Source organism: Citrobacter europaeus (genome assembly GCF_037482245.1).
GTDB lineage: Bacteria > Pseudomonadota > Gammaproteobacteria > Enterobacterales > Enterobacteriaceae > Citrobacter > Citrobacter europaeus.
The window spans coordinates 1,891,189-1,911,328 of the sequence record NZ_CP148084.1 but is presented as its reverse complement, the minus strand read 5'-3'; the positions used below and the strand labels follow the sequence as shown (position 1 = coordinate 1,911,328).

The window sequence follows — 20,140 nt, the reverse complement described above, 5'->3', positions numbered from 1 at the left end:
TGAGTTGATGAAGTGTCAATGAAAGACAGTACAATTCAGATTTACTTCATAACTATAGATCTCATTTATTAAGTTAATATTAAGGAAAAAGTAAAAATCAATAAGAATTTAGACAAAAAAAAGCCCAGACAATTAGAGCTGGGCTTAAAAAACAAAAAAAGCATTCAGCAATAGCGCTGAATGATATATTTACATATTTAAATTAACATCTACTTTAAACGTAATCGTCCAGTGGTCAAAAAAGACATAAACTGGAAGTTTGCGTAGAAGGTTAAAGGTGTAACTATAATTTTTGCTACTATAGGCAATATCTCATATTGTAAAGCTATGAAGTCAATGAGTAGTGATGCACAAACTATAGCAATTAATTGATAAACTATATAATTAAAAAGTTTCCAAATAATATAGTGGCCATTATATTGGAAAATTCTCCTGACTGAAACAAAGAAAACAAACAATACAGCAGCAGTGGCACCAACAATATTAGCTAGCCAGATTGGAAGTCCTAATAAATTCAATAATGCGAAGATAGAAAAATCAATTAACCATCCCAGGCCTGAGACAACGGCGAATCTAACAATCATTGCCTACACCTTTATATTTCCTCACCTTGGATTCTATCAATATGAGCATAGGCAACATGAAACCTATAAGTTGCAATTCGTAAAGATAAAGGAAGACCGATGCAGGAGCAAAGAAAAGGAAAACAGTGGCTCTAATAAGCTCGGCACAAGCAATAACAGCTGCAAACGGCGCTCGTTTAAAAAACACTATAGCCATAAAGCACATAAGTATTTGCAAATAATTACTTGAAATGTAATCAGACCATTTCATTAAGCTTTTCATTAAATTAGCAGATAAATGAGGGTGTGGGCCAAACCCCATAAGTTCGACTGTTTGTTTCCAAGGGTTAGTTGTACTTAATAGATGATCAGATAATCCAGGAAGAATATTAAACTGTGGTGAAGCTATAGGAGGCAAAGGAAAAATATCTTTTCCCAGTATAGCTGTAAAAGATGAAAGCCGGAGGTGTAGAAAAAGTACAGGCTCCTTTATAGCACTTATAAAATACAATTTCGTAAGTTGTTTAGATACTTCAGATGTTGGTAGAGGCCTTTCTGAGGCTGTCTGATGCCAATAGACTACATTATAAGGAGACCAGTTTTTTAAAGCATACTCAACATCCATAATTTTATTTAGCGACACATAAATATCTTTATACAATTGAGGATCCAACTTACCTTTGCCATAGACCAACATACCTGTTAGAGGATTCATAACAGCAGTTGAGGCGTAAAGACGTTTCTCTTCCTCCGCGCGATGACGATCTGGATAAACCAATGGTTCTACGACCTTATTTATAGCCCCCCAACTCATTGCTATAAGCAGTAAAACCGAGAACAATTTAACACTCGGTTTAAAAGTTAATAGGCTAAGACCGATAGCGATAAAAATTAATGAAGGTACGTTATCAATACGTAATAATGCTAATGCAATGCCAAGTACAAAAAGTGTGACTGTAAAAAATAGTTTTGCATTTAAACTAAGTTTTCGCCAATATATTGCCAGGCAAAAACTGCCAAGCATGAATAGAGCAAGAGTCAAACCATTAAAAGCATCACGTAGATGAGTAAGCATCCCCAACATAATTACTGTCAATGGAATATAAACAATAGCCCAGATGACACCCCACCACGCCAACTTACCCTGGTAATAACGAAAAAATAAAGAGCAAGAACCAAGCAAAACAACAGAGGTAGCCAGAAATGACCATACTGTGATGACTTGTGGCATATTTGACAATAAAAATCCACCTACGATTAGGGGATAACCAATGCCGTACCAAAGAGTGATCTGCCCTGCTTGCGCCTGAATATAAGGAGAAAAACCATCCCACCCTAGAACAGCTGGCCATCCGATCACCATAGCAATGAGCAACCACCCAAAGATGCCAAAGCTCACTATCCAAATCTTTTTAGATTGGGCATTTATCGCAGAACTAATCAGGCAACGCATTATTGCAAATAAAAAATAAGCCAAAAAAACGAAACTGATACTAACAAGTACAAATGCCACTTTCATAGCTATAAAGCTACCAAAGTCAGGGTAGTTGAAAGAGGTTAATTTTACACCCTCACCTTTTTCATTTACACCCAAAGTCTTATAAAAGCCAGGTTTAAGAGCACTGATACGGATGAGAGTTGAAAACTCTGAGTTATTATTATCAGTCACCGAAACTGAATTAACCCACTGAGAAAAACGGTCCCATGCACTAGCGTAAATCACTGCACGCGAACTAGTTGCCGTAAGCACATCCTTATTTTTTGAAATATAAACAAAATACTTATCCGTATTTTTATCTGGCTCAACATTTTCTAGTTGGTATTTTATACGCCCGTCTGTTAACCATATATGAGGGCTGTCACCGAATATTTGATATACGCAACCTTCACTTTCTTTCGAAAAATCACAGACTTGTTCTGTTTTAATAACTTCACCGTCAATCTGAAAGCGAGAGAATGAACCGTCACTTACTTCAAGATGCCACTCAGACGAGCTTGAATTAGGATAGTGTTCGGTATGAACAGAACCTGTTTTCACAGGAAATGTTAAGGCTTTAGTAAAGCCATAACCAGCATCGAATGACATTTTTGATGGAGAGCCATTCCCGGAAAGGACTACTAATTCCAGGTCGCCTGTATAAGAGATATCCTTGACGTACCACAGAGAAGCGCCAGTTACTACCAAACACAGGGCTAATAGTTTCGCAATTTCAGATTGTCGCCCACTACCTGGAGTTGTAAGGGCGAAAAAAAGTAGGCTAAGCGATATAAATATTGAAACCCTCTGCAGCCAGCTCTTCCAAGAAACAGCGCCATCAGGAAGTGGGATGTTAATTGTATGCGCGTTGGAAGAATAGAGATCAATTTCTCGCTCATCATTACCAATTTTTAATTTAGCAACACCAGAGTATGCATGACTAGTTAAACTAAGATGCGAGTCATTGCTCCATTGGCCAGAAAATGTGATTGTATTTGGCTGGTTCTGATAAGAGACATATACTCCGGGTCTTTTTTCCCAGCCGGGATATGAAACAGAAATATGTGATTTAGGATTCGTAACGAATTGAACAAAAACCTCAGAAGATATCGACTCAGGATTTTTCTGTCCCGTAGCAGTGATACTGACCACGGGAAAATCATTCTGAACTAACGGAACTGAGAAAGTGAAAAATAGAGCAGCCACTAGTGGCGCTATTACCCATATAGATATTGCTTTTTTGTCTCTTGTAATAAAAAAGAAAGAAACAGCACCACTAACAGATAATATCAGAGAGTAAATTACATTACTCAATGATAACGAATTATATAGTGGGGCTAGAAACATCAATGTCAACGCAACGAAAAAAAATATGGGGTATAAGCTTCTAGCATTTCGCATTTGCAAGAAATTCACTAAGTTAATTAAATCCGAGGTTTTTTAGCAGACATGAAACATTGGACTTCTTTTGGTGTTCCAAGCGGAGAAACGGCATCAAAAGGCACCTGATGAATATAAACATCAAGACCTTTTTGAATCATCTCACGGTACATTGGTGCAATATATTTCTCACCTTTTTCCATATTTGAGGAATCTTTATAGTATTCAGAATAAATATCACGATAAAGATTAAAGGAAGAGAACCAATAGAGACCAATAGTCGCATGTTCAGAAATGCGAACTTTCTCTCGTAAATCGATAACACGATTATCAACATCAACTTGCGCAAAACTCCACCCCTCACCTTTACCGGGAAAACATGGAATCCAGCCATCCCCCTGTACAGCACTCACAGGTAGCGAGTCAGGGTGAACAAAGGTATCTATGTTGTATACAATAAAAGGAAGTTCTGGCTCAGTAATCAAATCACCACCAAGCAATGCTGAGGTGGCTTGCCCATCTGTAAGTTCATCAATTTCAAGTATTTTGCATGACTTAATATTAGCTTTACAGGATTGCTCCTCAATAAAGCACTTTGCGTTATCCTCTTTTCTAACAACAAAAATAAAATTGGCACCTGCATCAATAAATGTTTTCAAACTGGACATTGACCAATAAAATAACGTATATCCATGAACAACGATCTCATACTTAGGACATGTATACCCAGCATCCCTAAAGCGCTTACCCAACCCAGCCATTGTAATTACAATATTCATATTATTGACCTCCTGGCTCATCACCAATTAATGCCAGAATTTCTTCATAAGATAATTTTAAAAATTCATCAGGGCGTATACTTTTATCATCTACATAGAATCCACCACGACCGGGCCAGGGTTTTCCCAGGTGCATTTCATCATATGGAATATTATGGCGTTCCAGCCATTCCATAAGTTGCTTACCCGTTACTGCTGCAATACGTCCAATATTTCCCTGGAATGTATTCATGTTTCTTGCAGAATATAATATGATATAAAAACCATTTGCTTTATACTCACGAAGTAAACTAATCATATCCTCAAATGGTTCAAGCTCTGAATAATCCTCATCGGGCTTGCGAATTGGACATAATGTACCATCAACATCAAATACAATACTTCTTGTTTTATTAATCATTATAATTCCTTAAAGCTGTGTTTCAATTTCATCCAGGATGATTTCGGCATTAATTAAAAAAGCGATAACTTTTTTAGGTGAATCAATGTGCAGAGGCACCATACTTAGAAATAGTGAAGCCTCAAATAAACGAATGAGCACAGGGTTATAACCTATTTCTTTTAATTTGTTCTGGAATATATTTTTCGCCCATAATGGACTACTATTATCCAACGTAAGTCTTACACTGAGATTTTTTTCTAGATCTAGCGAGCAGAGTCCATAATTTATAAAATCATAATTTCCGCATACTGAGTGTGATAGTTTAGCAAGATCATAGTAAGGGCTGACATAAAGCTCATCTTCAGTATTGGCCCCACGAGGGTCAATGAATCGCATCAACCCTGTTGTTTTACTGTACAAGATGTTAGAAAAACACAAATCGCCATGACCGATTCTTAACTCGTTTGAAGATTGCGAACGACCATATTTATCAAATAGGGAGTAATAGCGTTGGAATAGTGATTCAATATCACCAAAGCGAGAATTGATATAAGGCTCCAACGATGGATATTCAGGTAAAGACTTCAATTGTAAAAGACGTTCTTTTACCTTGCCGAAAAATGCGTCATTATGGATTTCTTGAGCTGTTACACTATCTACCTTTTTCACTGGCCGAAGTTTTATAAAGTGGAATACTTTTTCAATAAAACGTTCAAAATTTAGTTCATTCATCGACCCATGGATCCATTGAAGTGCCATATCAGGCACAAAAAGGCGTTCCATTTTATAGCTCGCACCAGTTGATTCCAATCTGAAATCATATGTCTGTATAAAGAACATCTTCAACTCTGGAGGTAACAGATCGTAATACTTACATTCTCGCTCAAGTTTTTTAGAATCAGTTGAATATTTGATTAAAGTGAAGTTATCAATTGGTTGAACTGAATTAAAAAAACGAACATCGAAATTACTGGTAAGATAATCTGTAAATCGCAAGGGATCACACATATCGATAAGTTCAACATCACTTTTTAGTAACTTGAGATTATCGATAAAGTTAAATATAAAGTCTCTAGGTTTAGAGTTATATTCAAGAGCATTTAAAAGTTCTCGTGCTGTTTGACCAACAACCGCACTAAGATAAATATCTTTTACACCAGTTAAAGTTTCATTTCCAACGATGGCAACTGAAGACCTTGTATAACTTATTTTTTTAAGAAAAAGGGAAGCATCTATCTCATCACATCCAAATGCAACGTAAGATGGCATATACATAACAACTAAATTTTGTGTATTCAAATAACCGAGTTGCCTTATTTTTTCGACATCGCTTTGAACATCACCTGAGATTTCCACAAATTTGATATTAGCTTCCGCGCAAATATCACTAACCCATTTATCCAGTGAACGCTTGCGATAATAAATATCTGAAAATTTGCTGACACCTAAAAGATTTGATATATCCTGGGGAACAGGTATCGAATTATCATATACCATTACAACTGTCATTTTTATTCCTTTTATTTTTTTAAATTCATCTGCATGTAGAAAAATAGTGAAACGTAACCAAAAATAATTAATAGAGTATTTTTCACTGCATCAACAGTTATTAGCTGCACTAACGATTTTGGGGAGTCAGTGAGAACAAACGAAAATTGAGCTAATAAGTCCTTAACAATTGGGATAATTTGTGTGTGGTCTAAGAAAAGCATTAATGATACTAGTTCAAAAATCCAGATAAAAATTGTTAATATCGATAGAGTTAAAATTTTTTCAGAAACAATTGGCCTTACTTTTTCTAAAATACTGGAGATGATATCTAGTAAATGCAGTATTTTGATAGCCTTACGGCCCCTGTAAGATCTTATCACATGTAGATTTAACGCACTTAACTGCTCTGGGAGAACAAAAAACATAACAATGCTAAAAAAGACAAATGCAAGCATTATCCACAATAATCCCCACATCCCTGCTAAAACCTGTACACCGCCCGAAAGATAGATTAGTAGAGCTAAAATACTTAGAGCAACAACATCAAATATTCTTTCAATCCATACTATTAAAATGCCTTTGCAGTAATTGTTTTCCCATCGAGACACTTCATTTATTCTTATCAACTCTCCGAGTTTGAATGGTATTACAGCCGAACATGCTGCTGTATAGAAATGCAAAGAGAGCAATTTCCGTATTTTTTGCGCCTTCAATAACACACCTAAGCGTATTGCACGAAGAAAATGGGCGACGATATATGCAACAGTGGGTACAATTAGAGCCGTAGCGAAACTGCTGAAGTCATATTTCGTTAAAGAGCTGACTGAAAAATACACAAATGCCAAACTACCAACTATTGTAGGGCATAGCTTTAATTGTGTTCTTCGAGAGAAAGTCATTTTAAAAATCCCTGCGATGATGCTGTTCCATAATTGTAAAATTATAACTATTAAATTCGCGACCTGAATAATTATTGGTCAGAAATTTATTACGCATAAATACATATCGAAGTAATATTTTTAATACTTCGCGAGACTGTTTAAATAATTTAACATTAGATATCTGATCGTCTTCACGCCATGTAATTGGAAAAAATTCCATATCCCATTTCCAATTTACTGTTGCTAAAATCATGAAGTAATTAAATGTCAAATTATTAGCAAAACCTTGATAATTTACAGAAGCTAAGGCTTTAACACTGTACATGTTTAAACCGGAACCCAAATCAAAGAGCTTTTTCCCACATGCCATGGAAAATAAATTATTAAAAACATAATTACCAAAAGTCCGAAACAAAGAATATCCTTCTAATTTTGATTTCGGCATGAATCTTGCTCCAAGGAGGCAATCTTTATCTCTGTGCTTACCTTCGATAATTAGTGGTAGAAGATCAGAAAGCGTTCCTTGATCATCACCATGCAAAACAATAATGTAATCAAACTTATTGTCTAGAGCATATTGAAATGCAGCTTTATGAGAACCACCTAATCCATAATTATCATTGTTACGTACAATTGTCACTGGCGTTTCAATACTTTTCGCTGCTTCAGATGCTGCAAGTAACGTATCATCGGTGCTTTGATTATCAACAACAATAATTTCATTTATGATTTTATTTATATTTAGACATTGATTAAGCACGCGAGGAATTTGTTTTTCACAATTATAAGCAGGAATAAACAAAAGAATTTTATCTTGCATTGATTTGCCCTAATAATTTCAGATTTTATAATTATCAATAGTATACAAATTATTACCCACAATCTATAAGATGGGTAATGTTAACTATAATTCAAGTTTTAATCGAAGATATCCCAGATAACATTGCATGTGAATATTAAATAAAGTTATTTTAGTTCAACTAAATTCAAATAAAAAAGCAATGATATTAATATATCAATATTGTTATAAATGCTTACTTCAAAAAGAAGCAAGCATTTGATTTAACGCACATTATTACTTCTAAAAAAGAGATTAATTAATCCATTCCGTATGATATACACCATCTTTATCTATACGTTTATAAGTATGCGCACCAAAATAATCACGTTGTGCCTGGATCAAATTTGCAGGGAGAACTTCTGCTCTATAGCTATCATAATACGCGATTGCAGCTGAGAATGTTGGTGCAGGAATACCATTTTGTACCGCATAGGCTACCACATCACGCAGAGCTTGCTGGTATTCATCAGCAATATTCTTGAAGTAGGGATCCAGCAGCAGGTTCGCGATTTTATCATTGTTTGCATAAGCATCAGTGATTTTCTGCAAGAACTGTGCACGAATGATGCAGCCAGCACGGAAAATCTTCGCGATCTCACCGTATTGCAGATCCCACTTATATTCATCAGATGCAGCACGCAATTGCGAGAATCCTTGTGCATAAGACACAATTTTCCCCAGATATAATGCACGACGAACTTTCTCAATAAACTCTACTTTGTCACCTGCAAGCTGAGCTTTAGGTCCGGTCAAGATCTTAGAAGCTGCTACGCGTTGGTCTTTCAGGGAGGAGATATACCGAGCGAATACAGATTCGGTAATCAGAGATAGCGGTTCGCCCAAGTCCAGAGAACTCTGACTGGTCCATTTACCAGTGCCTTTGTTAGCCGCTTCATCCAGGATCACATCAACCAGGAATTTACCCTCTTCATCTTTTTTGGTGAAAATGTCTTTGGTAATGTCGATCAGGTAACTGCTCAGCTCACCTTCATTCCACTTGGTAAAAGTGTCTGCCAGCTCTTCGTTTGACAGGTTAAGACCACCTTTTAGTAAAGAATAGGCTTCAGCAATCAGTTGCATATCGCCGTACTCAATACCATTGTGGACCATTTTCACGTAATGGCCTGCACCATCAGCGCCGATATAAGTTACACACGGTTCGCCATCTTCAGCAACAGCCGCGATTTTAGTCAATATTGGAGCAACTAACTCGTACGCTTCTTTCTGACCACCAGGCATAATAGATGGACCTTTCAACGCCCCTTCTTCACCACCGGATACACCGGTGCCGATGAAATTGAAACCTTCGGCGGACAGTTCCCGGTTACGGCGAATAGTATCCAGGAAGAAAGTATTACCGCCATCAATGATGATGTCACCTTTTTCTAGATACGGCTTAAGTGAATCAATGGCAGCATCTGTACCCGCCCCCGCCTTCACCATTAACAGGATACGACGAGGAGTTTCAAGTGATTCAACAAATTCTTTTACCGTGTAATAAGGAACCAGTTTCTTATCCGGATTCTCAGCAATGACTTCTTCGGTCTTTTCACGGGAGCGGTTGAATACGGAAACGGTATAGCCACGGCTTTCAATGTTGAGCGCCAGGTTGCGCCCCATTACTGCCATACCGACGACGCCGATCTGTTGCTTAGACATTACATACTCCTGTCAGGTGTAGATACCACGAACTTATTAACTCGCGATAATGATAAAAAACCAGGACCAAGGTTCAAATGATACCTTGATCACATTTTAGGGTTTATCTTGCTGTGCTTTTTCGATTCTAATACTTTGTCGAAAAAAGTTCGGAAATTCTCAGATTTAACTTCCCAATCCCATTTTTTTATTTGCTGCAAATTTTCTGAAGACAAACATTTTATCACTGTGCTACGCTTATTATAAAAATCCCTAAGTTTATCTATCAAAATATCCTTGCTTCTAACTGGCAAAATCCATTCTTTTTGCATATCACCAAAAGCATCATTAACCACACCAACATCAGTACTTATCACGGGAACGCCACATGCCATAGATTCGAGAACAGGGTTTGGTGTGCCTTCAATTTTTGAAGGACAGACATAGACATCAATTTTACTATAATAGTTTACCATTTCATCATGAGGAATAAATCCGAGCTGACGATCGGCAAGGACTAATTCAATATTTAATCCTTCTGATTGCAATTGTTCAACGGCTGGCTTTAATAAAGAATGATAACCTTTAAAATCCTCTACTTCTCCCGCCCATTTTGAATTACCAGCCCAACCTACGCGCAATGTTCTTGACTCAATATTGTTAAAGCGTTCAAGGCCGATTGGATAAAATAGTTTTAAATTTACACCATCTTCAGCAAGAACTGACGGATTAGGATACTCGGCTATGGATGAGTAGATATCATATAATTTTGATGAACTAACCGTATAAGCAGTTATTAAATCATTATAAAATGTCTTTCTTAATTTTATAGCTTGTTCATCCAGAAATAAATGATCATAAACACTACTCGTTATTATCCTTCCATCTAAGTATTGTTTTTTAAAACTAAGTTCATCAAACCCGATAGTACGGTTATAGTTTATATAATATTCATCGTATATAAGCCTAAGCGATTCACGCCAGAAGAAATGAGTTATATCATAATTTTTGGTCATCATAATAACCTGACTGATATTATCAACAATTTCAGTTGGTATTATTGTAAAATCATATGAATCTGACAGATAATTGACTATTTGATTTGCTATATTTGAAAATGCCCAGTTTTCAGTATCAATAATCAATGCAATTCTTGGTTTTGCTAATGGTAAATCACAAATGATACTTAGTTCATTATCATCTATTTGCGAACGGTTACCTTTATTTTGAGTTATCAGTTCAAAACTGCGTTGCTTCTCTTCCAACCAATCATCAACTGGAGCTGACCAAAAAACCATTCCCCATTTGTTTTCAAGATAATCCGCGGACTCTTTTAATATACTTCTCGTGAAGCGGATTTTCTCATAATCTTTATCTTTATTGGAACTAGGTTTGGGGTGATCATGGATTAAAGATATTGCACCACATGTGCCTACTTTCATTCCTGACTGGTAAAGACGAAGCGATAAGTCAATATCTTCAAACCCAATGAACATATTTTCATCGTACTTCCCTAAATTTTTTAGAGAGTCAATTTTAATAACACTCGCACCGCCAAAGAGAAATGTAGAAAGGAAGCCCTCACCATCATATGTAATTGTTTTTTCCTGGACGCATGCACTTCCTGCACCAACATGTACCGAATCATTATCAATATCGAGGAAAACATTCCCCCCATTTGCGAATAATGTTTCCCCATCAGAGTCCAGCAATGGCATATTGATGAAATGACAGCCAAGTCTTGAAATATCTTTTTGCAATCTCAGGAGTGGGTTGTTTATAAAATAAATATCATTATCAAGAAACATTGCCCATTCTGTTTTTATATGCTCTAAAGTTTTATTTCTTCCGCCACTTACGCCAAAATTATCACCAAGTTCGACGACCCTAATATTTAGTGGAACCCTGTCACTTAAAGTTTGTAAAACTGAAAGTTCTTCTACTGTACTGCCATTATCAACAATCAGGATATCACCTTTAAAATTAGGTATATGCTGATATATAGAATTAACAAGTTTTTCAGTAAGAAAAACTCTGCTCATCGATAAACATGTTATTGTTAGGTTGGAACCATCACTACCGATATTCGGACCAAACGAGCTTCCAGCATTAGAATCGAGCAAAGCATGAAGGTCTGAATACACATATTCAGTTGATTTTAATCCTGGTAATAATTTTAAACGTGCAGACATTTTTATTTCCTGATCAAACGCACAATTTTAAGTATCATTTTTTTCAAAACATCCGGAAGAAGAGCGGAGAGCCTTAAGTATCGATAATATGGAATTTCCATCTGTGATACTCTTTCCATCAATGTTGAATTTTTAGTTTCTAAATCCTCACTCAACGATATTAAATCTGCGTTTTTTAATTCTAAATTATTTTTTGTATTGGTTACTTCATCATGCATCACGATTTGTCTGGCAAGCTGTTGTTGCAATTCGGAAATATTCGTACGCAGCGCAATGTTTTCAATTTTTAATGCAGATAATAAAAGGTTTGATTTTCTCAGGTCCATTGTTAACTTTTTCATATCTTGTTTTAATATTGATATGGCTTTTTTATTTTCTGCCTGATCCTCACGAAGTACCAGACTTACATTCGACTCGAACTCTTCTGTCATGCGCGAATAAGCATCCATACTTATTGGAAATGTACTGTTACTAAAGTTTGTTTCAGGTGCATTCCATAAGCCCACAAAAAAACTGCAATTATTTTCACTAACTGCATCAATATCTGTGTTTAGAACATTAATTGAATTTTCTGAATTGCTTATTTCCATCCATGAAGAACCTATCTTTTCAAAACCTCGATTGTTTGCTGAGACTGTGCCAAATCCAAAAACAGAACCACCATATGCCCATTGAACATTCTTACCCAAAATCCCTGAACTAAGTTCTGTGAACTCCTGAAAAGTATATTTTCGTACATGGAAGGGATTGGATTGTTCATCATTTGGATAATACCAATAATCATTAGGGCAAGTTATATAGAAAATCGCATTTTCTTTAGCAGTTTTTTTGATAGCACTAAGAAAAACTTCAGGGGTATTGATGTGTTCTATTGTCTCTATTGAAACAACGACATCAAAAAAGTCTTCGCCATAACGCTCTGAGATGGTGTTTGCATCACTTACAATAAACTCAACATTATATTCCCCAAAAAGTTTCTTTGCGTGCTCAATTGACTCTTCAGAGATATCAACCCCCACAACTCGTTTAGCACCAGCTTTCATTAATAGTGCTGAGCCATATCCTTCGCCGCAGGCAATGTCGAGGACTACTTTATCTTTAACAAGATGTAAGATATTAGCATATCTGGCGCAATGAATAGCTGATTCTTGTAAAGAGTGAGCAGGTTTTTCACTCAAATTTAATCTTTCCATAATATTCCTACTAAATTGTGTTTTTATAAAGTTTTATTTATATGATTTAACAGTCATTAGATTTTGTATTTTCATAATCTACGCGCAGTATTTTCATAAGCTTTGAGTTAACTATATATGAGTCAAATTGTTGTAAAGCTATTTGGTGACTTGCATTCCCCATTTGGGTAATTAGTTCAGGTTGATGTAAAAAACAAAGCATTTTTTCCGCTAAAGCATGAGAAGAACGTGGCTTAATCAAAAACCCATTAACACCATCAACCACCGTATCTCGGCAGCCTGGCACATCGCTGGTTATGACAGCGCGTCCCATTGCCATCGCCTCCTGTGTACTCCTCGGAAACCCTTCACGCCAGGAAGGCAATACAAATACACTCGCTTTAGCAAGCCACTCCTGCACGTTATCAACGTGGCCAGGTAACTCAATGATGTTATTACACTTCAAATCATTAAGCCGCTCTATAGTTAAGCTCCCCGGATTATGGAGATCCAGATGACCCAGCATGCAAAAATGAGTTTCAGGAAATTTCTTTTTGACTACTTTTGCAGCCTCAATAAATTCATAAACTCCCTTTTCTTGTAAAAATCTAGCGACAAAAATGAAAGACACTGGATCAACAGGGGGTGGGCAGTAGGGGTAATCAGACATATTTAATCCAATCCCCCCTAATATATGAACCTTTTTGACTTGAATTTTTTCATTAACTAAAAGGTCTCGCTTATCATCCGCATTAAGCAAGATGAGACTTTCAATATGTCTGAAGCTTAATTTGTAAAGCGATACTAATACTTTCTTTAGTAATTTAGTCCGTAATGAAACCTGCCCTCCAGAATTGGTAAAGAAAAAACCAAGCCCTTCAAGCATCGCATAACGCTTTTGTATTCTTGCAAATTTTGCTGCTAAAGTACCAAAAATGGCTGGCTTTGAAAAATATGAAAATGCCAGGTCCAACTTAAGTGATTTTAGAATCTTATATAATTTATAGGTATTGATAATATCAGAAAATGGATTTAGCCCTGTTCGACTGAAACGGTAATGTACTGGTATAGCACCAAATGATTTAACTTTTTCTTTTGTTACATCATCATAGTCAATTGCAAACGCATACACAACATGGCCATTTTTATGTAATAAATTAATCAGTTCTTTTCTGAATTGGATTAGACTTTCTGCTGTAGTACCGATTAATGCTATTTTCATAGGTGAGTTCTAGATTCTGTTTTTCTGTATGCGCAGGTAGATATCTTCCCATTGAGATACGATTTTTTTAGCAGAAAATTTCTCAATGACTCTTTCCCGAGCACGATAGCTACTTCCTCTACGCTGTTCAACATCTAATGATTCAATTTGTTGCATCGCAGCGGTTAAGTGATGTACATCATTAACCGAAATTGTTATGCCAAAATCCTGTCCATTTCCAATAATTTCTGCCGGCCCACCACAGTTTGTTGCGACAACTGGCAATCCGCATGCCATAGCTTCGGCAACGACGAGTGCAAATCCTTCATAGTCTGAGGCCAGCACAAAAGCATCGGAATCATGATAATAATCAACAACATTATCTTTTTTCCCCAAGAGAGTAACTCGTTCGCTTAGAGAATTGTGATCGATAAATGTTTGTAATGAGAGTCGTTCCTCGCCTTCTCCAATTATGATGAGTTCACTATGTGGCAACTTCATCATCGCTTGCAAAATCAGCAGTTGATTTTTTACTTTTACAAGCCGCCCAACGGTTATCCAGCGAAATCGTTTCCTGCTCTGTCTATCAATGATACGAAAATGATCAATATTGATACAATTATAAACAGTAAGTGTTTTCTCTGATGGAAATACTTTGTCGTTAATAAACCGCTGCCGTGCCGCATCGCTTACGACTGTATTTAAGTCACAGAATTTATTAGTTAAACGATAAAGCCAGTCTCTGGCACTGCCACCTTCACGAACGCTGTGCGCAGTACAAATAATAGATGTGCTATCCACCAAAAATACTCTTACAAGACGTACCAGGATATTGGCATGAAACATATGCGAATGCACAATATCTGGAGAATTCTGTCTTATCAACCTGGCTAATTTAAATGCTGCAAATGGTAAAGCTAATTTGGACTTCATCCCCAATGAAACAACTGGGATGTTATTTCTAATTAGCCTATCGATCAAATCAACTGGTGGTGTAAGCGAAATTAACCGAACAGAATGCCCACACCTTTTAAGCTCGAGAAGCAGTTCAACTACCTGCATTTCCGCGCCTCCGACATTCATGCCTGTAATGACATAATCAATTTTCACTCATACCACCTGTTTTTTTAAATCACACTATCCATATATTTATTTAGTACTTCTTCCGGATCTCCAATCATCTTTGGTTTACCGCCCTCTAGCCACAGGACTTTATTACAAGTTTTCAGAATGACATTATTGTCATGCGAAGACAACACAACTACCTTTGCCCTCTCCTGTAATTCCTCGAATCTTTTCTTTGCTTTATTTAAGAAGGAAGCATCGCCAGTACCAATAATTTCGTCGAGTAGAAGTACATCTGGATCAACTGAAGTTGATACTGCAAATGCTAATCTCACGCGCATGCCGGTAGAGTAGACACGAATTGGTAGATTTAGATAATCACCTAGTTCAGTGAAACAAGCGATCTCTTCTATTTTGGATTCGATTTCTGCATTCGTCATACCTAGTAATAAACCACGTAGCTTTATATTTTGGTATCCTGTGGAATCATCATCCATCCCTAGAGCGATGTCCAACAGAGGAACTATCTTACCCTTTCGTTTAATTGTGCCGGATGTTGGTTCATAAATACCAGCCAAGAGTTTCAGTAGCGTAGATTTTCCCGCACCATTGTTTCCAATAAGTCCGAGTTTATCACCTTCTTTCAGACTAAACGTCAAACCGTCCAATGATTTAACCGTAACTGTGCTGCTTTCTTTTTTTGAAGAAATTACACCACGGGTTAAATTTGCCACCTGCGATTTAAACGATCTACTTTTAGCGTCGTAAATGGGAAATTCAACACCCACATCTTTCAAGTCAATCAAATGAGACATAATAATTTACACCCAATATGCAATGCGGTTTCTACATTTTGCAAATGTAATTAGGGAGATAACTGTTCCTACGCATGCAAGGATAATGGAATTATAATAGCAGTATAGCTCTGGCATTTTGCCCACTAAAGGCGAACGAATAATCTCAATAAACCAGGCAAATGGATTTAACTTCAGCAGTAAGCTATATTTAGCCAGCATTGTTCCAGAAAATAATATCGGAGTTATGTAAAAGACAACCTGCATAAAGCTCATAACCATTTGCGGAAAATCTCTAAAACGTACAGAAATCACCGCGAACAAAGTCGCAATCCAGATCAAGTTAACAACTACGATCATAAAACCAAGTATAAAAAGAGGAAAATTCCTTAACGAAAAAACGTTGAATATAATCAACACACCAATCACTATTACTATATTATGGCAAAGCATCATAAAATTTCGCCATAACATTTGCATAATATATATGAATTTCTTAGTTGGTAATTGACTTATAAAAGAGCTGGACGATATGAAAGTAACACACCCTTCATTTATAACGCCGCTAATAAAGTTCCAGAAAACCAAACCAACTGCTAGCATCGGGAGATATTCTTTAACTTCTAGTTTAAAAAGCTCTCCATAAATCACCCCTAAGGCAATAATAAGGACCGCCATACTTAATGTAATCCAAAACGGTCCAACAATGGATCTTTTATATCTCTGTCTTAATTCTAACCAACCTAATGTAGTCCAAAGATGCCAAGATTTTATTGACGAATATATATCTGTTAGTGATTCTTTCATTGCTTCAGCTCTTTATACATCTTTTCTTTAATTAATTCTAACCGGGAGTTGTATTCCAAAACAAATGCGTTAAGCAAAACTTTAATTTCCCCGTAATTATCACGAACTAATTGTAACCGATTCCTGATTGCAGTTGGATTATCAACCTCTTTTTCAACCAAATACAATTCTAACTCAGGAAAACCTTTATATATGTTTCCGGCTGGCCCCACAACGCATGGCGTTCCGACACTTGCAGATTCCAACGCTATCATTGGTGAACATTCCGTATTCGTTACATAGCACACTACATGTAAACGAGATAGCAGTTCGATAAACCGCTTATTATTTAAATTCTCTGATAAGGCCGTAAGTTTAATATTTGAAGTAACCCACTTCATATTATTTTCAAGATGCAGGTTTGTAACTAGCTCACATCCTTTTAATGAACCAATTGCTAGTAACTGAGGAAATGGATTTTTATACCAACTGAACATTGCAGCGAACAAACCTACGCGGAAATTGGCAGAATCAGGTGCAGCTAATTTTTTAGAAAACGAAGTGCCTGATACAACATAATTCGATACTGAGAATGCACGAATACCGTAAGCATTGAGTATTTCATCTAGCTCAGGCTTAAACGAGATGACCCCATCAACAATTCGCTCTCGGTAAAGTTCATACCATCCATCAAACGTTGAATATTGCGAGGAGTCAACCCACTGAGCAGGTGAACCATGCCATGCAAAAAATATTTTTATTTTCGGACTTAATGCCTTAATTTTTTTGGCAAGTTCCATTTGTAATTGTGTTCCACCGCTCATGATCACACTTTTTAGTGTTTTAGATGCAGCAAGTTTTTCTGCCAACCTGTTTAGATAGACATGAGTAGAAACCTGTGGGAACTCATATGAATAATATGGATATTGGATACTATCATCTTTAAAGAAACTAGCAGTTGATGTGGCAACACCAGACCAATATGCAGAGTAAAATGCTAATACTTCTTTATCTGCTGTTGCATTACTATAAAACTCATCCAACAAATCATAATCAACTTGATTTGTGGTTGTTCCTGCAACCTTATAATATATTTTTCGTAGCAGGCTGTATTGTTTTAGCGTATTCATCAAATTCAAACGAAGAGCTAGTCTGCTTAGATTATAAATAGCTTTTGATATCAATCGTTCTTTAAATGATGGAGCTTTCTGCTCGCGAAGGAATATATTCTTAAATTCATTTTGCGATTTTGAACACATATCTTTGAAGAACAATGCCCATTTGTCAGCTATAAGGCCACCATCTACAAATTGCTGGCGATATGCTAAATAATTCATTCTTTGTAATTCTTCAAGACCACGTTGATCGTCAAGAAGACCTTTCAATGAATCATAAAATGCCTCTGCATCCCGAGACACAATATACTGTAGCTGCTTTTCAGGTAATACTTCATTGGCTATGCCAACATCTGTCGACACAACAGCACAACTGTTTGCCATTGCTTCAAGAAGTGGCAATGGTGTACCTTCACATTCCGAACTAATCAGTAGAATATCTGCATCAGAAAGTGTTTTAAGAATTACCTCACGATCGGTCTTACCCTTAGAACTGTCAAACTCAATATAATCAAATGTATATCCAGATTTTTTTAATTTATCTAGAGCCGGCAATACTATTGTATTCAGGCCTTTATAATCCTGGTAACCGAGGTATTCCCCCCATTTACTATTGCCAATCCATACGAGTTTTTTTCTGTCACGATTATCATAACTTTTTACCTCGCTCATTGGAATTTCTGGATTATCATAGATAACACTATGAGGAGGCGGAAAATCAGACAGTTCAGAATATAGCTCTTTCAATTTTCCGGATGTAACAAAATACCCATCCACAAAATTCATAAGAGGAATTCTTCTCTCATAGTTTGCAATATCATCATAAGTAAAAAGATGATCAGGAATATGCGTTGTAACAATATTGCTGATCAAAATTTCTTTATATTGGGGATTCCGCTGAGTGAAGTTCATCACTTCCATGAGATAATCACGCCAAAAGAAGTGTAAAATACTCTTTTCTTTTACGTTTTTATCCAGGTGCATAACAAAGTCTGCCACAGTTTTAAAATCATCGGTGCAAACTATTTTTACATTAAAACCGCTTAATTCTGTTGCTATATTTTGGGCTATTCTACCGAATGCCCAATCCAACTTATCGACTATGAAAAATAAATTCATTGATACGCCATTATAATATTAAATAGATTGGTACTAGCTTCCATAGCCATTAGGGTTTTGTTTTTGCCAATTCCAGGTATGGACCATCATATCTTCAATATTGTACCTGGATTTCCAGCCTAAAATCCTTTCTGCTTTAGATACATCAGCCCAAGAAGATCCTATATCGCCCTCACGTCTGGCGACAATTTCATAATTAACTTTCTGGTTACTTGCTTTTTCAAAGGCATCAATTACTTGTAAAACTGAGACACCAGTGCCGGTACCAAGATTAAAAATGTCATATCCTTGCAATTTATCGATATACCTTAAAGCACTAACATGGCCTGCTGCAAGATCTACTACATGGATAAAGTCGCGTACTCCTGTTCCATCAATAGTTTCATAATCGCCACCATAAACGGACAGTTTTTCCAATTTGCCAATAGCAACTTGAGAAATATAAGGAACAAGATTGTTTGGAATGCCGTTCGGATCTTCCCCAATAAGGCCACTAGGATGTGCACCTGTAGGATTAAAATAACGCAGAGCAATAATTTTTAATTTATCATCAGATTTCGCATAGTCTGATAAAATCTGCTCCAGCATGACTTTAGTAGTTCCATAGGGGCATGAAGCATTTCCAATAGGATATTCCTCCAGGTTGGGAACTGGAGAATGATTACCATAAACAGTCGCAGACGAACTAAAAATGAATTTGTAAACATTTGCTTGCTTCATAACTTCAAGCAGAGTGAGGGTTCCACTGACATTATTAATGTAATATTCCAGTGGTTTCTTTACTGATTCACCAACAGATTTTAATCCTGCAAAATGAATCACTGCATCAATATCGTAGTTTTTAAAAACTTCTTCAAGCTTTTGTTTATCGTTGATATCAGCTTTAATGAATGGAATATTTTTCGAAACCAAAGACCCAACGCGATGAAGTGACTCTTGGGATGAATTACTCAGGTTATCAAGTACAACCACATCATACCCGCCCTCAATTAATTGTAAAACGGTATGTGAACCAATATAACCAGCGCCACCTGTCACAAGTATAGTCATGAAGTCTCCGAAATTGTATTAATCTTTTATGCTAATTACGTGTTCAATTATTTGATCTTATATATTTTGTAAATTAGCCTTTAACATAACGTTATCTTATTTTAACACCGAAATGTTAATTTGTTCAGACACGCTACCGCCCCTGGCTCAACAGCTACCAGTCTACTGTACACTCCAATTTTTGCGGGGCTCAACCTGTCAATTATCGATTACA

At 36.5% G+C, this 20,140-nt stretch carries 16 protein-coding genes; all 16 read right to left on the bottom strand.

Going from position 1 to position 20,140, the window contains the following annotated elements:
* Positions 1-209: 209 nt before the first annotated feature.
* The 16 genes from WHR59_RS08665 to galE all read right to left on the bottom strand — a co-directional run bounded on the left by WHR59_RS08665 (position 210) and on the right by galE (position 19,926).
* The gene (locus WHR59_RS08665) at positions 210-584 is read right to left on the bottom strand and encodes a GtrA family protein (RefSeq protein ID WP_043016855.1); all 375 of its coding nucleotides are present in this window, start codon (positions 582-584) and stop codon (positions 210-212) included.
* A complete protein-coding gene (locus tag WHR59_RS08660; protein ID WP_338843832.1) occupies positions 574-3,192 on the bottom strand; it encodes a hypothetical protein in 2,619 nt (872 codons plus the stop codon). The genes WHR59_RS08665 and WHR59_RS08660 overlap by 11 nt, the downstream gene beginning before the upstream one ends.
* Before the next feature lie 272 nt (positions 3,193-3,464).
* Positions 3,465-4,199: a glycosyltransferase family 2 protein gene (locus WHR59_RS08655; protein ID WP_043016857.1), complete on the bottom strand. Its 735-nt coding sequence runs from the start codon at positions 4,197-4,199 to the stop codon at positions 3,465-3,467.
* 1 nt (position 4,200) lies between these two features.
* Positions 4,201-4,599, bottom strand: coding sequence for a capsular biosynthesis protein (locus WHR59_RS08650; RefSeq protein WP_043016858.1), 399 nt, complete (start codon positions 4,597-4,599; stop codon positions 4,201-4,203).
* A 9-nt stretch (positions 4,600-4,608) separates the two neighbouring features.
* Entirely contained in the window at positions 4,609-6,090 is a 1,482-nt protein-coding gene (locus tag WHR59_RS08645) for a hypothetical protein (RefSeq protein WP_043016859.1), read from the bottom strand.
* Between the two features lie 11 nt (positions 6,091-6,101).
* Entirely contained in the window at positions 6,102-6,971 is an 870-nt protein-coding gene (locus WHR59_RS08640; protein ID WP_087052560.1) for a lysylphosphatidylglycerol synthase domain-containing protein, read from the bottom strand.
* 1 nt (position 6,972) lies between these two features.
* A complete protein-coding gene (locus tag WHR59_RS08635) occupies positions 6,973-7,773 on the bottom strand; it encodes a glycosyltransferase family 2 protein (RefSeq protein WP_087052559.1) in 801 nt (266 codons plus the stop codon).
* Between the two features lie 273 nt (positions 7,774-8,046).
* On the bottom strand, positions 8,047-9,453 hold the full coding sequence (gene gndA / locus WHR59_RS08630; RefSeq protein WP_172863155.1) for an NADP-dependent phosphogluconate dehydrogenase: 1,407 nt from the start codon (positions 9,451-9,453) through the stop codon (positions 8,047-8,049).
* Positions 9,454-9,542: 89 nt separating this feature from the next.
* Positions 9,543-11,624: a glycosyltransferase gene (locus WHR59_RS08625; RefSeq protein ID WP_213733608.1), complete on the bottom strand. Its 2,082-nt coding sequence runs from the start codon at positions 11,622-11,624 to the stop codon at positions 9,543-9,545.
* A 2-nt stretch (positions 11,625-11,626) separates the two neighbouring features.
* Positions 11,627-12,817, bottom strand: a complete 1,191-nt coding sequence (locus WHR59_RS08620; RefSeq protein WP_043016861.1) for a class I SAM-dependent methyltransferase — start codon at positions 12,815-12,817, stop codon at positions 11,627-11,629.
* A 46-nt stretch (positions 12,818-12,863) separates the two neighbouring features.
* The gene (locus WHR59_RS08615; protein WP_043016862.1) at positions 12,864-14,018 is read right to left on the bottom strand and encodes a glycosyltransferase family 4 protein; all 1,155 of its coding nucleotides are present in this window, start codon (positions 14,016-14,018) and stop codon (positions 12,864-12,866) included.
* 9 nt (positions 14,019-14,027) lie between these two features.
* Positions 14,028-15,107, bottom strand: coding sequence for a glycosyltransferase (locus WHR59_RS08610; protein ID WP_338843826.1), 1,080 nt, complete (start codon positions 15,105-15,107; stop codon positions 14,028-14,030).
* 17 nt (positions 15,108-15,124) lie between these two features.
* Positions 15,125-15,877: an O89/O101/O162 family O-antigen export ABC transporter ATP-binding subunit gene (gene wzt / locus WHR59_RS08605; RefSeq protein WP_000018741.1), complete on the bottom strand. Its 753-nt coding sequence runs from the start codon at positions 15,875-15,877 to the stop codon at positions 15,125-15,127.
* A 6-nt stretch (positions 15,878-15,883) separates the two neighbouring features.
* Positions 15,884-16,663 carry an O89/O101/O162 family O-antigen export ABC transporter permease subunit gene (wzm, locus tag WHR59_RS08600; RefSeq protein WP_043016863.1) on the bottom strand — a complete coding sequence of 260 codons (780 nt, stop codon included), beginning with the start codon at positions 16,661-16,663 and terminating at the stop codon, positions 15,884-15,886.
* Positions 16,660-18,876 (bottom strand): glycosyltransferase, encoded by a 2,217-nt coding sequence (locus WHR59_RS08595; protein ID WP_172863158.1) that lies wholly within the window; start codon positions 18,874-18,876, stop codon positions 16,660-16,662. The genes wzm and WHR59_RS08595 overlap by 4 nt, the downstream gene beginning before the upstream one ends.
* 33 nt (positions 18,877-18,909) lie before the next feature.
* Positions 18,910-19,926 (bottom strand): UDP-glucose 4-epimerase GalE, encoded by a 1,017-nt coding sequence (galE, locus tag WHR59_RS08590; RefSeq protein WP_043016865.1) that lies wholly within the window; start codon positions 19,924-19,926, stop codon positions 18,910-18,912.
* Between the last annotated feature and the right edge of the window lie 214 nt (positions 19,927-20,140).